The 20,144-nt window shown below is 65.9% G+C and carries 12 protein-coding genes; 4 read left to right on the top strand and 8 right to left on the bottom strand.

Going from position 1 to position 20,144, the window contains the following annotated elements:
- Positions 1–72: 72 nt before the first annotated feature.
- The 3 genes from LL06_RS18870 to LL06_RS18860 form a co-directional block, all read right to left on the bottom strand.
- Complete coding sequence (locus LL06_RS18870) at positions 73–2,229, bottom strand: malate synthase G (RefSeq protein ID WP_035530392.1); 2,157 nt, start codon at positions 2,227–2,229, stop codon at positions 73–75.
- Between the two features lie 218 nt (positions 2,230–2,447).
- On the bottom strand, positions 2,448–4,451 hold the full coding sequence (locus tag LL06_RS18865; protein ID WP_035530401.1) for a hydantoinase/oxoprolinase family protein: 2,004 nt from the start codon (positions 4,449–4,451) through the stop codon (positions 2,448–2,450).
- Positions 4,452–4,588: 137 nt separating this feature from the next.
- Positions 4,589–5,983, bottom strand: a complete 1,395-nt coding sequence (locus tag LL06_RS18860) for a cytochrome P450 (RefSeq protein WP_035530390.1) — start codon at positions 5,981–5,983, stop codon at positions 4,589–4,591.
- Between the two features lie 269 nt (positions 5,984–6,252).
- Here LL06_RS18860 and gyrB point away from each other — a divergent pair, with 269 nt between their 5' ends.
- Positions 6,253–8,688: a DNA topoisomerase (ATP-hydrolyzing) subunit B gene (gyrB, locus tag LL06_RS18855; protein ID WP_035530398.1), complete on the top strand. Its 2,436-nt coding sequence runs from the start codon at positions 6,253–6,255 to the stop codon at positions 8,686–8,688.
- A gap of 80 nt (positions 8,689–8,768) precedes the next feature.
- Here the strand turns inward: gyrB and LL06_RS18850 are convergent, their stop codons facing one another.
- The 3 genes from LL06_RS18850 to LL06_RS18840 form a co-directional block, all read right to left on the bottom strand.
- The gene (locus LL06_RS18850; protein WP_035530387.1) at positions 8,769–10,037 is read right to left on the bottom strand and encodes an ABC transporter permease subunit; all 1,269 of its coding nucleotides are present in this window, start codon (positions 10,035–10,037) and stop codon (positions 8,769–8,771) included.
- The gene (locus LL06_RS18845) at positions 10,034–10,840 is read right to left on the bottom strand and encodes an ABC transporter ATP-binding protein (RefSeq protein WP_035530384.1); all 807 of its coding nucleotides are present in this window, start codon (positions 10,838–10,840) and stop codon (positions 10,034–10,036) included. Before LL06_RS18845 ends, LL06_RS18850 begins: the two co-directional genes overlap by 4 nt.
- Positions 10,841–10,924: 84 nt before the next feature.
- On the bottom strand, positions 10,925–11,887 hold the full coding sequence (locus LL06_RS18840) for an ABC transporter substrate-binding protein (RefSeq protein WP_244447182.1): 963 nt from the start codon (positions 11,885–11,887) through the stop codon (positions 10,925–10,927).
- Positions 11,888–12,263: 376 nt separating this feature from the next.
- Between LL06_RS18840 and LL06_RS18835 the strand changes: the two genes are divergently transcribed.
- Both LL06_RS18835 and LL06_RS18830 read left to right on the top strand, forming a co-directional pair.
- The gene (locus LL06_RS18835; RefSeq protein WP_035530380.1) at positions 12,264–13,646 is read left to right on the top strand and encodes an aminotransferase class III-fold pyridoxal phosphate-dependent enzyme; all 1,383 of its coding nucleotides are present in this window, start codon (positions 12,264–12,266) and stop codon (positions 13,644–13,646) included.
- Between the two features lie 115 nt (positions 13,647–13,761).
- A complete protein-coding gene (locus LL06_RS18830; protein WP_035530377.1) occupies positions 13,762–15,234 on the top strand; it encodes a PLP-dependent aminotransferase family protein in 1,473 nt (490 codons plus the stop codon).
- Positions 15,235–15,285: 51 nt separating this feature from the next.
- On the opposite strand, the gene xsc is transcribed toward LL06_RS18830, so the two are convergent.
- Positions 15,286–17,070 carry a sulfoacetaldehyde acetyltransferase gene (gene xsc / locus LL06_RS18825; protein WP_152599677.1) on the bottom strand — a complete coding sequence of 595 codons (1,785 nt, stop codon included), beginning with the start codon at positions 17,068–17,070 and terminating at the stop codon, positions 15,286–15,288.
- Between the two features lie 129 nt (positions 17,071–17,199).
- On the bottom strand, positions 17,200–18,438 hold the full coding sequence (locus LL06_RS18820) for an aminotransferase class I/II-fold pyridoxal phosphate-dependent enzyme (protein WP_052161723.1): 1,239 nt from the start codon (positions 18,436–18,438) through the stop codon (positions 17,200–17,202).
- 295 nt (positions 18,439–18,733) lie between these two features.
- Here LL06_RS18820 and LL06_RS18815 point away from each other — a divergent pair, with 295 nt between their 5' ends.
- Complete coding sequence (locus LL06_RS18815) at positions 18,734–20,017, top strand: polyhydroxyalkanoate depolymerase (RefSeq protein ID WP_035530373.1); 1,284 nt, start codon at positions 18,734–18,736, stop codon at positions 20,015–20,017.
- The last annotated feature ends 127 nt before the right edge of the window (positions 20,018–20,144 follow it).

Here is a 20,144-nt window from a genome sequence, read left to right as displayed (position 1 = left end):
AAAAACCCGCCCGGAGCGATCCGGGCGGGTTTTTTCGTTCCAGTCTTCGCCGGACTGCCAGCGCGACACTGCTCAGGCCGAGGCGGCCTTGAGCTCGAGACGGCGGCGGTGCAGCACCGGCTCGGTGTAGCCGTTGGGCTGGGCGCGGCCTTCGAGCACCAGCTCCACCGCGGCCTGGAAGGCGATCGAGCTGTCGTAATCGGGCGCCATCGGGCGATAGGCGGGGTCGCCGGCATTCTGGCCGTCGACCACCTTGGCCATCCGCTTCATGGTCTCGATGATCTGCTCCTTCGTCACGACGCCATGATGCAGCCAGTTGGCCATGTGCTGGGCCGAGATCCTGAGCGTCGCGCGGTCTTCCATCAGCGCCACATCGTTGATGTCGGGAACCTTGGAGCAGCCGACGCCCTGGTCGACCCAGCGGACCACATAGCCGAGGATGCCTTGCGCGTTGTTGTCGATCTCGCGCTGGATCTCCTCGGGAGTCCAGTTCGGGTTCTTGGCCACCGGGATCGACAGGATGTCGTCGAGCCTGGCCCGGCCGCGCGACTTGAGGCCGGCCTGGACCTCGGCGACGTTCACCTTGTGGTAATGCGTGGCGTGCAGCGTGGCGGCCGTCGGCGAGGGCACCCAGGCGCAATTGGCGCCGGCCTTCGGATGGCCGATCTTCTGCTCCAGCATCGCCGCCATCAGGTCGGGCATGGCCCACATGCCCTTGCCGATCTGGGCGTGGCCGGCGAGGCCGCATTCGAGCCCGACATCGACGTTCCAGTTCTCGTAGGCGGAGATCCAGGCGGCCTGCTTCATGTCGCCCTTGCGGATCATCGGCCCGGCTTCCATCGAGGTGTGGATCTCGTCGCCGGTGCGGTCGAGGAAGCCGGTGTTGATGAACACCACACGGCTGCTAGCTGCGCGGATGCACTCCTTGAGATTGACGGTGGTGCGCCGCTCCTCGTCCATGATGCCCATCTTGATGGTGTTGCGCGTCATGCCGAGCGCATCTTCGACGCGGGAGAAGATCTCCACGGCGAAGGCCACTTCCTCGGGTCCGTGCATCTTCGGCTTGACCACATACATGGAGCCTGCGGCCGAGTTGGCGCGGCGGCCTTCGGGGCCGATGTCGTGCAGGGCGATCAGGCCGGTGACGAAGGCGTCCATCAGGCCTTCCGGGATCTCGTTGCCCTCGCTGTCGAGGATCGCCGGATTGGTCATCAAGTGGCCGACATTGCGCACCAGCATCAGCGAGCGGCCCTTGAGCTTCGCCGGCTTGCCCTCGGGCGTGGTGTACTCGATGTCGTCGGCGAGCCTGCGGATGAAGCTCTTGCCGCCCTTGTGGACTTCTTCCTGGAGATCCCCCTTCATCAGGCCGAGCCAGTTGCGGTAGACCAGCGTCTTGTCCTCGGCGTCGACGGCGGCGATCGAATCCTCGCAATCCATGATCGTGGTGACGGCGGATTCGAGCGCGATATCGTCGATGCCCGCCGGGTCGGTCTTGCCGATCACGTTGTCGGGATTGACGAAGACGCGGCTATGGAGCCCGTTCTTCACGAAGAAGAGCCAATAGGCACGGTCGCTCTCGCGCTTGAAGCCGGTGTACTGCGCAGGATCGGCCAGCTCGGTCTCGCCCTTGGCGGTGCTGAGCTTCAACTCGCCGTTCTCGAAATCGAAGCCGGTGACGTCGGCCCATTTGCCGTTGGCCAGCGGGACGCTGTCGTCGAGGAAGGATTTCGCCCAGGCGATGACGCGGGCGCCGCGCTCGGCGTCGTAGCCGCCGGGCTTGGGCAGGTCGCCCAGCGCATCGGTGCCGTAGAGCGCGTCATAGAGCGAACCCCAGCGGGCATTGGCGGCGTTGAGCGCGAAACGCGCGTTCATCACCGGCACCACCAGTTGCGGGCCGGCGACCGATGCGATCTCCGGGTCGACATTCTCGGTCGACACCTGCACCGGGCCGCCCTCGGGCAGCAAATAGCCGATCGACTTGAGGAAATCCTTGTAGACGTCGATATCGTGCGGGGCGCCGTTGTCGCGGTGCCACTGGTCGATCTTTTCCTGAAGCTGGTCGCGCTTTTCGAGCAGCGCCCGGTTCCGCGGGGCCAGGTCCTCGACGGCCGCGCCGAGGGCGGCGAAAAAGGCGTCGGCCTCGATGCCGGCTCCGGGCAGCGCTTCCTCGACGAGGAAGTCATGAAGGTCGGCGCTGATCCTGAGGCCGTTCTTTTCAATTCTCTGCACAACTGGTCTCCTCACAGGGCGGTTCGCTTTCGGGGCGGCGCAGACACGCTTTGCCTTCCGATCTCCGCGCGGCGCCTAAGGGTCCACGGGGAACCCACCCTGGCCGAAATGGTTCCGGGCCGGAGCAACTGTCCGGCGGAGATGGCGGACCCTGCCGCGCGGGCGATTGCCTGTCAATTCATCGATAGTGCAAATGATTTGTTCCGTGTGGGAACAAGTCAGCGGGCGGCGATGCGCGGGCGGCCGGAGGCCTGGGCGGTGAAGCGGGCCTCGACCAGCTTTTCCAGGCCCTCGATCAGCGGCATGTCGATGTGTTCCTGCAGATCGATCACGGGGCTGTCGGCGCCGCTGCGCAGAGCCGCGGCGCGGGCTTCAGTGACGCAGATTGTGCGCGCGCGCTCGAAGGCCTCGTCGCGGTCCTTGACCATGTGGCTCTGGCCGCAGCCATTGACCGCATAGCGGCCTTCGTCCGGTTCGGTGACGAAGACCGTCGCCGTCTCGCGGACCTGGCCCACCACCGCGCCCACCGCATTGGCGACGCCGGCGTGGACCGGCACATAGCTGTCGACATCGAGCATGGCGGCGATCGCCGGATAGTGCACCGGCGCGGAGGCGCCGAGCGCCACCAGCGGCCGGTCGAGCCCGACGCTGAACCGGACGAAGCCCGGCGTGCGGCTCAATGCCCGGTCGATGAAGGCGGATTTGTTCGCATCGATGCCGGCGATGCCCTGGTCGGCCATCAGCGCGGTCAGCACGGCTTCCGCGCTCTGCCGGGTCAACCGCGCTGATACCAGCTCGGCGAGCATCTCCGGCGTTTCGGCCAGGGCACGGCCGGAGCCGGACTTGCGGCGGGCGAAGATTTCCGCGCCCAGCCGCGCCGCCTCCCGGTTCCACTGGTCCTGGCGGCCCAGCACATGCATGGCGTCGGACGGTGTGAAGCCGGCGATCAGCACCAGCCCGCGGCTCACCAGCCGGTCGAGCGTCGCCCGCTGCGCGGTGCTCGCCAGCACCACGTCGAGCGGCTGCGGCTCGAGCGCAAGCTTTTCGTAGAGCGCCGCCTCCTGGGGCGCGAGGCCGGTCGCCATCGCGTCAGGCAGGCCCGTGCGCACGGCGAAGCGGCCGTCCTGGCGGCCCGGAAACGAGGCCCGCAACTGCCGCTCGAGCACCGGCAGGATCGCGTCGGGCCAGAGATGCGCGGCGAGGCTCAAGGGCATCAACCGGCGCGGGCCAAGAACCATGCCTGAATCGAGACCCGCCTCGTCGAGCCGCAGCTCAGAATCGCCGCCCAAGCCGAAGGTGTGCATCGCCACCGCCTCGACCATGGTGCGGTAGCGGCCGACTGTGGCGCCCTCGGCGTCGAGCCGGGGATGGCCGCCGTCGAGCACGGCGATGTCGGTGGTGGTGCCGCCGATGTCGGAAACCACGGCATTGTCGAGACCGGTGAGGTGGCGGGCGCCGACCAGGCTTGCCGCCGGACCCGACAGGATGGTCTCGATCGGCCTCAGCAGCGCCTCGTCCGAAGAAATCAGCGCACCGTCGCCGCGCACCACCATCAGCGGCGCGTGGATGCCGCGGCGGGTCAGATAGCCGCTGGTGGCGTCGATCAGCCGGGCGACCATGGAGATCAGCCTTGCGTTCAGAAGCGTGGTCAGCGCCCGGCGCGGGCCGCCGAGCCGGGACGACAGATCATGGCTGCAGGTCACCGGCAGCGATGTTCTCCTGCGGATCAGGTCGCGCGCGGCGATCTCGTGCGCCGGATTGCGCACGGCGAAATAACCGGCGACCGCCACCGCCGCCACGTCCTTCTTCAAGGCATCAAGACGGTCTTCCAGCGCCGACAGATCGAGCGGGGTTTCGCGGCCGTGCACGTCATGGCCGCCCGGCAGATAGATCACCGGATCGCTGCCGAGCGCTTCGGCCAGGCCGTCGCGCTTGAGATCCTCGGGGGAAAAGCCGATCATCACCAGGCCGGCGCGGCCGCCCTGCCCCTCGACCAGCGCATTGGTGGCGAGCGTCGTCGACAGCGACACCAGCCGGATGCGCGCGGTGGCGCCGCCGATCTCCGACAGCACCGTTTCCACCGCGCCGGACACGCCGACGGCGAGATCGTGCCGGGTGGTCAGCGCCTTGGCCGAGGCGATGACGCCCTCGCTTTCGCTGTAGAGCACGGCATCGGTGTAGGTGCCGCCGGTGTCGATGCCGAGAAAGAGAGGAGATGTCATGGCCACGGGTCCCATCAAGCGCTCCGGGCCGTCCCGGAGCCTGAAAGCCTCATAAGGCGGATTTGGCGGGGACGCCACCATCTTCGCCGCCGGGCGGGGACAGCGTCCCTGCCGCGCGCGCCAGGGAAGACCCGCCGCTACCGGCGGCTCACCCGCATCGGCAGGCCGCCTTCGGGCTGGGTGGTGAGCTTCTGCACCGGCCAGGGCTTGGTCTCGGCCACGCAGTCGAACCGGTATTCGGAGAGAAGCACGCCGAGCGCGATCACGGCCTCCTGCAGCGCGAAGGTGGCGCCGATGCAGATGCGCGGCCCGACGCCGAAGGGGAGATACTGGAAGCGGTCGATGCTGCCGCGGTTCTCGGGCAGGAAGCGCGAGGGGATGAAGGCGCCTGGCCGGTCCCACAGCTTGGTGTGGCGGTGCAGCGTCCAGGGCATCACCAGCACCGTGGTGCCCGCCTCGATGGTCACGGTCTCGCCCTTGCCGTTGTCCCAGCGGTCGTCCGCGATGGCAGCGCGGTTGATCGACGGCGCCGGCGGATAGAGCCGCATCGCCTCCTCGAAGGCCGCCCGCGTCCACGGCATCAGGTCGAGCCACTTGACCGGATCGGGCTCTCTTGCAAGCACCGCATCGATCTCGGCCTCCACCATCGCCCGGTCGGTGGGCGAATTCGCCAGGCAATAGAGCGTCCAGCCGAGCGCGCGGGCCGTGGTCTCGTGGCCGGCGCCGATGAAGGTGATGATGTTGTCCTCGATCTCGTCGATGGTGAGCCCGTCGGGGCCCTGGAGACGGATCAGCAGGGTGAGGAAATCCTCGGGCGCGGCGTCCGGGTCGGTGCGCATCAGATGCTCGCGGTCGGCCATGGTCTGCTTGACGATGTTCCTGAACTTGGCCAGCACGCCCTTGCCGAACATCCGGCGGATGCGCGGCACCCAGGACGGCGCCTTGAGCAGGTCCATCGGATCCACCCGGCCCATGGTCGACAAGAGCTTCTCGATGTCGCCGGCGAATTCCGCCTCGGTTCCGGCGACCTGGCCCGAGAACAGGGTGGCGGCGAGAATGTCGAAGGTGAGCTCGGTCATGTCGATGGCGATGTCGCGGACCGCGCCGGTCCTGGCCGCGGCCTCGTAGCGCGGGGTGAAGGCGCGCGACTGCTCCAGCATCTGTGCGGCGAAGCCCTGGGCGTGGCGCGGGGTGAACACCGGCGCCATCGCCTTTCGCGAGCGCCGCCAGGTCTCGCCCTCGGCGGTGAGCAGGCCGTCACGCAGGATCGGCCTCAGAATGAGCTGCCGGATCGTCGCCATGCGGTAGTTCTTCGCATTGTCGACCAGGACGTGGCGCACCAGACCGGGGTGGTTGGCGATCAGCGTGCGCTCGTTGAAGAACTTGGTCTTCATCCATTCCAGCCGGAAGGACGGCTCGCCCCAGAGCTCGAGCGGATTGCGCATGACGGTGCGGATGATCTCGAAGCGCGAGGGTGGCGTCGTGCGCGGCACCGGCGCCGGCGGCACGAAGGGATGGGCGATGACGGACATGAACTCTTCCTCTGTGGTTCCGGCCTTGCCGGGCCTGACAGGCGACGTGTCGCCCCGGACCCGCGGCGCGCGCCCGGGGTATCGGGAGTTTGGGTTCACGCCGGCCCATCCCCATATATGCATTCCAAAACCCACAATTCCATGGCGGCGCGGATTTGGTTTTCACCACCCGCCCGCCTATACTGGAAGTTCGACGACGCGGTGATTCGTTGCCGCATTTCCCATCTTTTCCGCCCGGCACCGCCGCTCTGGATCGAAAGACCTGCATGATGAACGATACGCCCGAGACAATCCCGACCGTGGAGGCCGAATATGGCGCCGAATCGATCAAGGTTCTCAAGGGCCTGGATGCCGTGCGCAAGCGGCCGGGCATGTATATCGGCGACACCGATGACGGCTCCGGCCTGCATCACATGGTCTACGAAGTGGTCGACAACGCCATCGACGAGGCGCTCGGCGGCTACGCGGACCGCGTCACGGTGACGCTGAATGCGGACGGATCGGTGACGGTCACCGACAACGGCCGCGGCATTCCCACCGATATTCACCAGGGCGAGGGCATTTCGGCGGCCGAAGTGATCATGACGCAGCTTCATGCCGGCGGCAAGTTCGACCAGAACTCCTACAAGGTGTCCGGCGGCCTGCACGGCGTCGGCGTCTCGGTGGTCAACGCGCTGTCGGTCTGGCTCAAGCTGGTGGTCCGGCGCAAGGGCAAGATCCACGAGATCCGCTTCACCCATGGCGTGGCCGATGCGCCGCTTCGGGTGCTTGGCGATTGCGGCGACGAGACCGGCACCGAAGTGACCTTCATGCCGAGCTCCGAAACCTTCACGATGATCGATTTCGACTTCGGCACGCTCGAGCATCGCTTGCGGGAACTGGCGTTCCTCAATTCCGGCGTCCGCATCCTGCTCGCCGACAAGCGCCATTCCGACGTCAAGGAGCTGGAGCTGTTCTATGACGGCGGGCTGGAGGCCTTCGTGCGCTATCTCGACCGGTCGAAGAAGCCGCTGGTGGTCGATCCGGTGACGCTGCTTGGCGAAAAGGACGGCATCACCGTCGAACTCGCCATGTGGTGGAACGACAGCTACCACGAGAACGTGCTGTGCTTCACCAACAACATTCCGCAGCGCGACGGCGGCACCCACATGGCCGGCTTCCGCGCGGCGCTGACCCGGCAGATGGTGTCCTATGCCGATACCTCTGGCATGACCAAGAAAGAGAAGGTCACGCTCACCGGCGACGATTGCCGCGAAGGCCTGACCGCGGTGCTCTCGGTCAAGGTGCCTGATCCGAAATTCTCCTCGCAGACCAAGGACAAGCTGGTCTCCTCCGAGGTCCGTCCGGTTGTCGAGAACCTGGTCAACTCGACGCTCAGCGCCTGGCTCGAGGAGCACCCCGCCGAAGCCAAGACGCTGGTGGGCAAGGTGATCGAGGCGGCCGCCGCCCGCGAGGCCGCCCGCAAGGCGCGCGAACTGACCCGGCGCAAGGGCGCGCTCGACATTTCCTCGCTGCCCGGCAAGCTGGCCGACTGCTCGGAAAAGGATCCGGCCAAGTCTGAACTGTTCCTGGTCGAGGGCGATTCGGCAGGCGGATCGGCCAAGCAGGGCCGCTCGCGCGAGAACCAGGCGATCCTGCCGCTCCGCGGCAAGATCCTCAATGTCGAGCGGGCCCGCTTCGACAAGATGCTGTCGAGCCAGGAAATCGGCACGCTGATCACCGCGCTCGGCACCGGCATCGGCAAGGACGAATTCAACGCCGACAAGCTGCGCTACCACAAGATCATCATCATGACCGACGCCGACGTGGACGGCGCGCATATCAGGACCCTGCTTCTGACCTTCTTCTTTCGGCAGATGCCACAGCTCATCGAGCGCGGCCATCTCTATATCGCCCAGCCGCCGCTCTACAAGGTGTCGCGCGGCAAGTCCGGCCAGTATCTGAAAGACGAGAAGGCCATGGAGGACTATCTGGTCACAAGCGGGCTGGATGAGGCGTCGCTGGAACTCTCCACCGGCGAAGTGCGCATCGGCGCCGATCTCCGGGACACCATCACCGATGCGCTGAGGATGCGGGCGCTGCTGGAAGGCCTGCATTCGCGCTACGACCACTCAGTCATCGAGCAGGCGGCGATCGCCGGCGCGCTCGATCCGGAACGGGTCAACGATGCGGCCACGTCGGAAGCCATGGCCGCGGAAGTGGCGCGGCGGCTCGACATGATCTCTGAGGAATCCGAGCGCGGTTGGTCCGGCGCGCCGACGGACAATGGAGGCTTGCGGTTCGAGCGCGTTGTGCGCGGCGTCAAGGAATCGGTGCATATCGACGCCGGTCTGATCGGCAGCCAGGATGCGCGGCTGATCGACCAGATGAACGCCAAGCTGCGCGACGTCTACACCGAGCCGCCGGTGCTGCGGCGCAAGGAGGGCGGGACGCAGATCTCCGGACCGCGCGACCTGCTCAAGGCGGTGTTCGCGGTGGGCCGCAAGGGCCTGACGCTGCAGCGCTACAAGGGCTTGGGCGAGATGAACGCCGAGCAGTTGTGGGAGACCACGCTCGATCCGCATGCCCGCTCACTGCTGCAGGTGCGGGTCAACGACGCGGTGGACGCCGACAGCCTGTTCTCGCGCCTGATGGGCGACGAGGTCGAGCCGCGGCGCGAATTCATCCAGGAGAATGCGCTTTCGGTCGCCAACCTGGACATCTGACCGGATTCATTCGCAAACGACACACGCCGTCGCCCCGGACCGGAGCGGCGGCGTTTCTCTGTCTTGCGGCATGATCGCCGTCAGCCGCGGCCCTTCCAGGGCACCAGCCATTTCTCGGCCATGCGGATCAGGATATCGATGCCGTAGCCGATGATGCCGATCAGGATGATGCCGAGGATGACGATGTCGGTGAGCTGGAACTTGGACGCGTTGACGATCATCATGCCCAGGCCCCGGTCGGCGGCGACCAGTTCGGCGGCGACCACGGTGCCCCAGCAGACGCCCATGGCGACACGCGCGCCGGTGAAGATCTCCGGCAGCGAGTTGGGCACGATCACGTGCCAGAGGATCTGCCATTTCGAGGCGCCCAGCGAATAGGCCGCATGCACCTTGGAAATCCGCACGCCCGACACGCCGGCGCGCGCGGCGATGGTCATGATCCACAGCGCCGCCAGGAACAGAAGGATGATCTTGCCCTCCTCGCCGATGCCGAACCAGATGATGATCAGCGGAATCAGCGCGAGCGGCGGCACCGGGCGCATGAATTCGACGATCGGGTCGAACCAGCCGCGGAACCAGTTGGACAGGCCCATGGCGTAGCCCAGCGGGATGCCGAGAATGCTGCCGATAACAAAGCCGCCGATGACCCGGCCCAACGAATAGCCCAGATGCTCCCACAGCGAGACGTTCTTGTAGCCTTCGGACGCGATCTCGCCCAGGCGCGCCACCACGGCCTCGGGCGCGGGAAGCCAGATCGGCTCCATCTGCCAGCCCTTGTCGGGCTTGATCGACAGGCTGCCCTTGGAGGTCATGGTGATCTCTCCATCGGCGAAGCGGAGGGTGTCGCCCGGCGCGATCGGCTGGCCGTCGATGGCGATCACGCTGTAGCCGTCCTCCTCGCCGCCGGTGTCGTTTTCATTGGGGCGGGCGAGAACCGAGCGCCAGGCGCCAATCTTGAGTGCGTCGTCCATGGCGAAGCCCGCCTGATCGGCCGGCAGTTCCGGCAGCGGCACGTCCTCGCCCACCCGGTAGACCCGCATGTAAACGGTGGCCTCGTCGGTCTCGCCCGCGGCGTTGCGGGCGGTGTAGGCGAAGCTGGAGTCGCCGACGAAGGGGCCGGGCACATGCAGCGGCGTGATCGCAGAGCCGGTGAAGGCGCCCCAGATGGCGAACAGGGCGATGATGGAGACGACGGAGGCGAAGCGGTTGGGCGACACCGCGCTCTCGTCGCCGAAGGTGACGGTCTTGAGGCTGGCGAAATCATGGAGGTGATGCCTTTTGCGCTCCCAGAACCGGTAGGCGACAAAGGCCAACGCGAAGATGGCGACATAAAGCAGGAGAACGATCACGCCGGCTCCTCCTGGCGACCCATGATTTCCTCTTCCATGTCCCAGATCATGCCGAGGATCTCCTCCCGGCGCTCGGCGAATTCGCGCTCCTTCTTGACCGACCGCAGATCGCGGCCGACGCCCATCTCGGCGAAGGGGAGACGGTATTCCTTGTGGATCCGGCCCGGACGCGGCGCCATCACCAGGAGCCGTTCGCCCAAGAGCAGCGCCTCCTCGACCGAATGGGTGATGAGGATGATGGTCTTGCCGGTTTCCTTCCACAGCTTGAGCACCAGGCCCTGCATCTTCTCGCGCGTCAGCGCGTCGAGCGCGCCGAGCGGCTCGTCCATCAGGATGACGTCGGGGTCATTGGCCAGGCAGCGGGCCAGCGCCACGCGCTGCTGCATGCCGCCCGAGAGTTCGTAGATCATCTTGTCGCCGAAATCCTGAAGACCCACCGTGCGCAGAAGGTTCTCGACGACCGGCCCGGTCTCGGACGACGGCCGGCCAGCCATGTCGGGGCCGAAGGAGATGTTGCGGCGCACGTTCATCCATTCGAACAGCGCCCCCTGCTGGAACACCATGCCGCGCTCGGGTCCAGGCCCGGTGACGGTCTTGCCGTTGAGCGTGACCTTGCCGTCGGTCGGCGCGAGAAATCCGGCGACGATGTTGAGGAGCGTGGTCTTGCCGCAGCCCGAAGGCCCCAGCACCGCCAGCAGCTCGCCCTTGGCGAGCTCCAGCGACACGTTCTTGAGCGCCTGGACCGAGCCGTCATTGGGCAGGTCGAAACGCATGGATAGGTCGTCGATCACCAGGTTGCCCATGGCTGCTCCAATCATTGGGACACGTGTGCCGCGGACGCGCGGCCGGGCGAAATCCGTCCGGCCGCGCGCTGATCGGGGGCTGGCTTACATCTGCGATGCAGCCTGGAGCGGGCCGGTGTTGACGGCGCCGTCATAGGTCTCGCGGGCTTCAGGGATATTGCCCTGTTCCTTGAAGAAGTCACCGACGGCCTTGAGGAAGGCCGGCGTGGCGCCGCCCAGCCATTTCTCGGACAGTTGTTCCTCGAGGGTGGGGAACTGGAAGCCCTTCAACGTGTCGGCGGCGTCCGCCTCGCTCATGCCGGCGTCCTGGGCGATGACCGGCAGCATTTCCGCCGAATCCGTCAGCCATTTGGCGTTCATGTCGGCGGTGACCTTGAGGAACTTGGCGAGGACCTCGGCATTCTCGGCGGCAAAGGTAGCCGAGACCGAGGTGACGTCATAGACGGAGATGCCGATCTCGTCCTTCTCGGCGCCGGTCAGCAGCACATTGCCGTGTTCCTGCGCGCGGCGCAGCGAACCGCCCCAGCCGCAGAACATGTCGAGGCTGCCCTGGGCAAAGGCTGCCGCGCCGTCCGGCGGTGCCATATCGACGATCTCCATGGTCGAGACATCGACGCCGAAATGCTCCATCTGCTTGAGGAAGCCGTAATGCGCCGCGGTGCCGACGGGAACCGCGACCTTCTTGCCCTCGAGCTCCTTGGCGTTGTCCTTGGTGATCTCGAGATCCGTCTTGACCACGCAGTTGTCGTTGTCGTTGTAGACCACGGCAATGTCTGCAACCTGCAGGTCCTGGCCGGCGGAGGTGGCGACCACGAAGGGCGGCACGCCCTGGCTCACGGAAATCTGGACGTCGCCGGAGGCCATGGCGGCGGACATGGCCGTGCCGGCGTCAAACGACTTCCAGTTCACCTTCATGCCGAGCGCCTCGTCGTAAAGGCCCTTGGCCTTGGCGTACTGGAACGGCATCGGCCATTCGAGGAAGTAGGCGACGGTGATTTCTTCGGCCTTGGCGGCCGATGCGGTGGCCACCATTGCGATGCCGGCCAACAATGCGGAAATTCCTGATGCTGATCTCATGTCATGCTCCCTGTCCGGGCCAGCGGTGCGCGGGCCGTTCGATTGCACTATATCGCCGGACAGACTTCTGTCTGCGGCACTGTTCCCGTCTTCTTGGCAGTTTTTAAAATGTTTATATCGCGCCAAGGCGTTGAAGTCGATCAAGTTGGCCGTCAAACCCATAGCGCCACATTGACAAACCGCATTGTACCAGTTTTGTCTGAGGTGCACAGGCCGTTGGTTTCGTTTGCTAATTTTCTGGCCATATGCCTAAGCATCCACTGGCCCTATTCTCTTGCCAGGAACTTCGGCGATGGTTCAGTCGCCAAGGCTCCGCTCATCCTCATTCTCCCGGGAGGGACCGCTCATGAACCTGCCCATCCAGCCCAACGACATCCAGGCGGTCATCGAGGCCGATCGGGCCCATGTCTGGCACCACCTGATCCAGCACAAGCCGTTCGAGACCATCGATCCGCGCATCATGGTCGAGGGCCGCGGCATGCGGGTCTGGGACGCGACAGGCAGGGAGCACCTGGACGGCGTCTCGGGCGGCGTCTGGACGGTCAATGTCGGCTACGGACGCGAAAGCATCGCCAATGCGGTGCGCGACCAACTGGTCAAGATGAACTATTTCGCCAACTCCGCGGGCTCGATCCCCGGGGCGCTGTTCGCCCAGAAGCTGATCGAGAAGATGCCCGGCATGAGCCGCGTCTATTATTCGAATTCCGGATCGGAGGCCAACGAGAAGGCCTTCAAGATGATCCGCCAGATCTCGCACCGGCACCATGGCGGCCGCAAATACAAGATCCTCTACCGCGACCGCGACTATCACGGCACGACGCTTGCCGCGCTGTCGGCCGGCGGGCAGCCGCAGCGGGTTGAGCAGTACGGACCGCTGGCGCCCGGCTTCGTGATGGTGCCGCATTGCCTGGAATACCGCAGCCAGTTCCCCGACGCCGAAAGCTACGGCCTGGCCGCGGCCAACGCCATCGAGGAGGTGATCCTGCGCGAGGGTCCCGACACGGTGGGCGGGCTCTGCCTTGAGCCGATCACCGCCGGCGGCGGCGTCATCACCCCGCCCGCAGGCTACTGGGAGCGGGTGCAGGAGATCTGCTCCAAGTACCAGATCCTTCTGCATATCGACGAGGTCGTCTGCGGCGTGGGCCGTACCGGGGCCTGGTTCGGCTACCAGCATTACGGCGTCAAGCCGGACTTCGTCACCATGGCGAAGGGCGTGGCCTCGGGCTATGCCGCGATCTCCTGCACGGTCACCACGGAAGCCGTGTTCGAGATGTTCAAGGACGATCCGTCCGACCCGATGTCCTATTTCCGCGACATCTCGACCTTCGGCGGCTGCGCCGCCGGTCCCGCGGCGGCGCTCGAGAACATGCGCATCGTCGAGGACGAGAAGCTGATCGAGAACACGCAGGCGATGGGGGCGCGGATGATGGACAATCTTCGCGCGCTGCAGGACAAGCACGCCGTGATCGGCGACGTGCGCGGCAAGGGCCTGTTCATCGGCGCGGAGCTGGTGAGCGACCGGACGTCGCGGGAGCCTGCCGAGGAAAAGAGGGTGCAGGCTGTGGTGGCCGACTGCATGGCCCAGGGTGTCATCATCGGCGCCACCAACCGCTCGCTGCCCGGCTTCAACAACACGCTGTGCTTCTCGCCGGCGCTGATAGCTACCGCCAATGACATCGACCAGATCACCGACAGCGTCGACAAGGCGCTGACGAAGGTGTTCGGATAGGCCGGCCACCCGGCTTGGAAGGGTCCCGCACCGGAGGGGCAGGGCATTCGTCCGCCTGCCCCTTTCGCCTGGCTAAGTCTGTCGATATGCTGGCGAAAACCGGCTGGGCGATCGAATGTCGATTCCGATAGACACCTTTTTCCTCGATCCGAAGTTCGAGGGAACACTGCAGCAGAAGATCCAGAGGATGATCAGCGAGGGCGTGCTCGCCGGGCGCTTTATTCCCGGGGCGAAGCTGCCGTCGAGCCGCAAGCTGGCCGCTCATCTTGCGATCAGCCGCATCACCGTGACGCTGGCCTACAGCGAACTGGTGTCGGACGACTACCTCGTCGCCAAGGGACGCTCGGGCTATTACGTCTCGCCGACCGCGCCGCAGCGCAGCCGGTTCGACGCGCCCAAGGGCGTGATCGCCGACCGGGTCGACTGGAACCGCGCCATCGGCCAGCGCTTCTCGGGCCAAGTCCTGGTCGAAAAGCCGGTGGACTGGCGCAGCTACCCCTATCCCTTCATCTACGGCCAGGCGGACGAGCGGATCTTCGATCACTCCAACTGGCGGCAATGCGCGCTGCAGGCGCTGGGCAAGCGCGAATTCGCGACCGTGACCGCCGACAGCTACGAGCGCGACGACCCCGAACTGGTCAAGTATATCGCGCTCAACTCGCTACCGCGGCGCGGCATCCAGGCCAAGCCCGAGCAGATCCTGATCACCATGGGCGGGCAGAACGCGCTGTGGCTGGCGGCCCAGGTGCTGCTCAACCAGCGGCGCACGGCGGTGATGGAGAATCCCGGCTATCCGGGGCTGAGGGTGGCGCTCAACCTGGCGCGCTGCAACGTGGTCAATGTCCCGGTCGACCATGCTGGCATGCGGCTCGATGCGCTGCCGGCGGAGACCGACGTGGTGTTCACCACGCCCAGCCATCATTGCCCGACCAGCGTGACGATGCCGCTCGAGCGGCGGCAGGAGTTGCTGAGAATGGCGTCGCGCGACGATTTCCTGATCGTCGAGGACGACTACGAATTCGAGATGTCGTTCCTCAACCCGCCGGCGCCGGCGCTCAAATCGCTCGATGAGGAAGGCCGGGTGATCTATGTCGGCTCGTTCTCGAAATCGCTATTTCCGGGATTGAGGCTTGGCTACATGGTGGGCTCCGAGACCTTCATCCGCGAGGCGCGCGCGCTGCGCATGGTCATCGTCCGGCACCCGCCCGGACATCTGCAGCGGACAGTCGCGAATTTCCTGTCGCTCGGCCATTTCGACGCGCTGGTGGCGCGCATGGGCCAGACCTACCGGCGCCGCCGCGAGGTGATGCAGGAGGCGATCGACCGGCGCGGGCTGCACATCGCCGGATCGGACGTGTCGGGCGGCTCGAGCTTCTGGATGCAGACACCGGACGGGATCGACGCGCGCGACCTGGCGCAGGCGCTCAAGCAGCGCGGCGTGCTGATCGAGCCCGGGCATTTCTTCTTCGAGAACCCCGAGGACGGCAGACGCTTTTTCCGGATCGCCTATTCCTCGATCGACAGCACAAGGATCCCGGGCGGGATCGACATCATCGCCGACACGATCGAAGAGTTCGGCCGCACATGAAAAGGGCCACGCCGAAGCGTGGCCCTGTTTACTGCGGTCCCGCGCCTTGGCTCAGACGGCGCCCTGCTGCGGGCGCATGTCATCGCGGCTGATGCCGGCAACGACCACCGGCTTCTTCATGGCGTCGCGGCGGAAGGGTTCGCCCAGTTCCTGGTTGAGCAGCACCTCGATGAAGGTGGTCTCGCCATGCTGCATCTGCCGCTCGACGGCCTTGGCGAGTTCCTCGGTCAAGCCCTGCTGGTCCCGGACCACGACCCCTCTGGCGCCGCAGGCCTCGGCGATCTTCGCATAGGACGTGTCGCGGTCGAGCTCGGTGCCGACAAAATTGTTGTCGTACCAGAGCGTGGTGTTGCGCTTCTCCGCACCCCACTGGTAGTTGCGGAAGATCACCATGGTGATCGCCGGCCAGTTCTCGCGGCCGCAGGCGGTCATCTCGTTCATGGAAATGCCGAAGGCGCCGTCGCCGGCAAAGCCCACCACCGGAACGTCGGGCTGGCCGATCTTGGCGCCGAGGATCGACGGGAAACCGTAGCCGCAGGGCCCGAACAGGCCGGGAGCCAGATATTTGCGGCCCTGTTCGAAGGTCGGATAGGCATTGCCGATGGCGCAGTTGTTGCCGATGTCGGACGAAATGATGGCGTCCTTGGGCAGTCCGGCCTGGATGGCGCGCCAGGCCTGGCGCGGCGACATCAGGTCGGCGTCGCGTTGGCGCGATTCCTCGTTCCACACCGTGCCCGGATCGTCATCCTCGTGGTCGAGCGAGGAGAGTTCCTGCGCCCAGCGCGACTTGGTGAGCGACACCAGGTTGCGGCGGTCCTCGCGGCCGGCGTCGCCGGCGCCTTCGGAGAGCTGCGCCAGGAGCGCGCGCGCCACCTTGGCGGCGTCGCCCTCGATGCCGACGGTAACCTTCTTGGTAAGGCCGATGCGGTCGGCATTGATGTCGACCTGGATGACCTCGGCGTTCTTGGGCCAGTAGTCGATGCCGTAGCCCGGCAGCGTCGAGAACGGGTTGAGCCTTGTGCCGAGCGCCAGCACGACATCGGCCTTGGCGATCAGCTCCATGGCCGCCTTCGAGCCGTTGTAGCCGAGCGGGCCGACGGCGAGCGGGTGCGAGCCGGGGAAGCTGTCATTGTGCTGGTAGTTCGAGCAAACCGGCGCATCGAGGCGTTCGGCGAGCTTGACGAGATCGGGGATTGCGCCCGACAGCACCACGCCGGCGCCCGACAGGATGACCGGAAAACTCGCCTTGGAGAGCAGCTCGGCGGCCTTGGCGATTGCCTGCTCGCCGCCGGCGGGGCGCTCGAAGCGCACCATCTGCGGCAGTTCGACATCGATCACCTGGGTCCACATGTCGCGCGGAATGTTCATCTGCGCCGGCGCCGAGCCGCGCCAGGCCTTCATGATGACGCGGTTCAGGACTTCGGGAATGCGGGAGGGATCGCGGACCTCTTCCTGGTAGCAGACGCAATCGGCAAACAGCCGCATCTGCTCCATTTCCTGGAAACCGCCCTGGCCGATGGTCTTGTTGGCCGCCTGCGGCGTGATCAGCAGCATCGGCGTGTGGTTCCAGTAGGCGGTCTTGACCGGGGTCACGAAGCCGGTGACGCCGGGGCCATTCTGGGCGATCGCCATCGCCATCTTGCCGGTGGTGCGGATATAGCCGTCGCACATCAGCCCGGCATTGGTCTCGTGGGCGCAATCCCAGAAGGTGATCCCGGCCTTGGGGAAGAGATCCGACACCGGCATCATCGCGGAGCCGATGATGCCGAAGGCATGCTCGATTCCGTGCATCTGCAGAACTTTGACGAAAGCTTCCTCGGTGGTCATTTTAGGCATGGCGCAATCCTCCTTGTTGACGACAAGAACCACAACTGGCCCGATCGCCTCTAGTGCCAGTTTGACGGCTTGGCTACGCCAGATCAATCCGCCTGACGCCGCATCCGGCGCGCGGGCCAGAACGGCGGCTCATTCGCCTGCGAGCACGGAGCGCGGAGCCGCGGCGACCTCGGGCGTAGAGCTTGCTGCGTCTCGCGCGCAATGGGCGATGATCGCGGCGATGTGGCGGCAATCATCCACGGAGAATGTCAGCGGCAGGCGCATATCGAACAGGGTCGACAGCACATGGTCGGTTTCGGGCAGGAGCTGCGGATCGACATATTTCCAACTGTGATGGGTGGAGGTGAAGGCCACCGGATCGGGCGCGCCGAACCATTTCAGCTCCACGCCGAGCGCCCTGCAGGCGGCGACGAAGGCTTCCGACCGGGATCGCGACAGGCCGGGCAGCCGGAACTGGATCGAACTGCCGACATAACGCTCGGCCTCGGGACGCCGGGGCAGGACCAGGCCCCCGACCGCGGAGAGGCCGTCCTCCACCGCGCGGTAGCGTTCGTTCCAGCGGGCGATGCTGCTCTCCAGGCGTTCGAGCTGCGGCAGCAGGATGGCGGCGCGCAGATTGTCCATGCGGCCCGACATGTTGGGCGTCTCGAGCCGCACCCGCTCGAAGATTTCGGGCGAAGGGGCTGCGCCATGACGCTCATAGAGCATGTAGGAGCCCGAGAGCAGGATGGCGCGGGCCATGAAGTCCGGGTCGTCGGAGGTGAGCAGGCCGCCCTCGCCGGAGTTGAGATGCTTGTAGGTCTGGGTCGAGAAACAGCCGGCGAGGCCGAAATTGCCGCTCTTGCGGCCGTTCCAGGCCGCACCCATGGTGTGGGCGCAGTCCTCGATCAGGATCATTTCATAGTGGCGGACGAGATCGGCGAGCCGGTCCATGTCGGCCAGGTGCCCGCGCATGTTGGACAGGAGCAGGAACCGCGCGCCGGTGGCGCGGGCCTTGCGCTCGAGGTCGTCGAGATCGATCACCAGCTCCTCGGTGATCTCGACAAGGACCGGCTTGCCGCCGGCCGAGGCGATGGCGCCGGGCACCGGGGCGAGGGTGAAGGCGTTGGTGAGCACGCTCTCGCCCTGGGCGAGGCCCGCGGCGCGGAGCGCGATCGCCATGGCGTAGCCGCCCGAGGCGCAGGCCAGGCAATAGCGCGCGCCCTGATAGAGCGCATAGGCCTGCTCGAGTTCGGAGGCCTTGGAGAGTTCACCGGCGGCGGTGTTGTAGCGGTGCAGCCGGCCGGATCGCAGAATCTCGGCGGCGGCCGCGATGACGGTGTCATCGAGCGCTTCCTGCTGGGTAAAACTGCCCGTGAATGGCTGCAACGGCTTGGCTCCCTGAGCGTGTGGCACCTGATGGCTTAGAAGCAGGCCGGGGCCGGCGCTACTGCCAGTTCCGCGTCATGCATAGGGACAAGGCCGGTTCCGCCGGGCCTTCGCCACGCCGGTGACCGGGCGCAGACGCCCCGAATTCGCAGGCTCTGTTGTTGCAATGCAACAAAAGCGTGATAGGCTCGTTTACCATTTTGCGCGCTGCAACAGGTCAGACTCGTTAAAGGTTATGGCCTCATGATAGCGTTAACCGGGCAGCCTGTGCTGTCGGAAACCGAGGCTAAACGTCATGTTCTACCAGATGTACGAGCTTAATCATGCGGCCGTGGCGCCGATGCGCGCCTATGCCGACGCGATGCGCCTGGCCTTCCGAAATCCGATCAACCCGCTGTCGCACACACCGCTGGGGCGCGCGATGGGCGCAGGCTTCGAGCTGTTCGAGCGCACCACCCGCCGCTACGGCAAGCCGGCCTTTGGGCTGGACCAGACCTCGCTCAACACCGGCAAGGTCTCCGTGCACGAGAAGATCGTCTGGTCGCGGCCGTTCTGCAACCTCATCCATTTCGAGCGGGCGCTTCCCGACAATCACCGGCCCGATCCGAAGATCCTGATCGTGGCGCCGATGTCGGGCCACTACGCGACCCTGCTGCGCGGCACGGTGGAAACCCTGCTGCCCAAGGCCGAAGTCTACATCACCGACTGGACCGACGCCCGCATGGTGCCGGTGACCGAGGGCCGTTTCGACCTCGACGACTATATCGACTACGTCATCTCCATGCTGCATGCGCTCGGCCCCGACACCCATGTGATCGCGGTGTGCCAGCCTTCCGTGCCGGTCCTGGCCGCGGTGGCGGTGATGGAGGAGAGCGGCGACACCTTCGCGCCGTCGTCGATGACGCTGATGGGCGGGCCGATCGACACGCGCATCAACCCGACCGGCGTCAACGAGCTGGCGCAGGCCAAGCCGATCGAATGGTTCGAGGACAATGTGATCATGCAGGTACCCTGGCCGCTGCCGGGATTTTCCCGGTCGGTCTATCCGGGATTCCTGCAATTGTCCGGCTTCATGTCGATGAATCTCGACCGCCACATGATCGCGCAGAAGGACTTCTACCTGCACCTGGTCAAGGATGACGGCGATTCGGCCGAGCGTCACCGCGATTTCTACGACGAATATCTCGCCGTCATGGATCTGACCGCGGAATTCTACCTGCAGACCGTCGACACCGTGTTCATCAAGCATTCCCTGCCCAAGGGCGAGATGCTGCATCGCGGCCGCAAGGTGGACACCACTGCCATCCGCAGCGTGGCGCTGCTGACCGTCGAGGGCGAGAACGACGATATTTCGGGCCTCGGCCAGACCGAGGCGGCGCAGACCATCTGCACCAACATCCCCCAGGACATGCGGCACCACTACGTGCAGCCGAAAGTGGGCCATTACGGCGTCTTCAACGGCTCGCGTTTCCGCTCGGAGATCGCGCCGCGGATCCTCGACTTCATCCGCACCCATGCCCGCGCCAACCGCAGCAAGAAGACTGCGCCGAAGCTCATCAAGGGCGGCCGCAGCGACTGAAAGCCCATCCCCGGGGATGCGCAAGCGCGCTCCGGGGCTTCGGGACAGGTCATGCCCGGCGGCGCGCGAGCGGATCCGCCCGGGCGCTGGGCGGCCTTTGCCTCAAAGTTTAGCGGTCGAATATTGT

Origin of the sequence: Hoeflea sp. BAL378, from assembly GCF_000759435.1 — a bacterium.
Taxonomy (GTDB): Bacteria; Pseudomonadota; Alphaproteobacteria; order Rhizobiales; family Rhizobiaceae; genus Hoeflea.
Note: the sequence above shows the minus strand (reverse complement) of the source record. Positions and strands in the feature narration are given on the sequence as shown.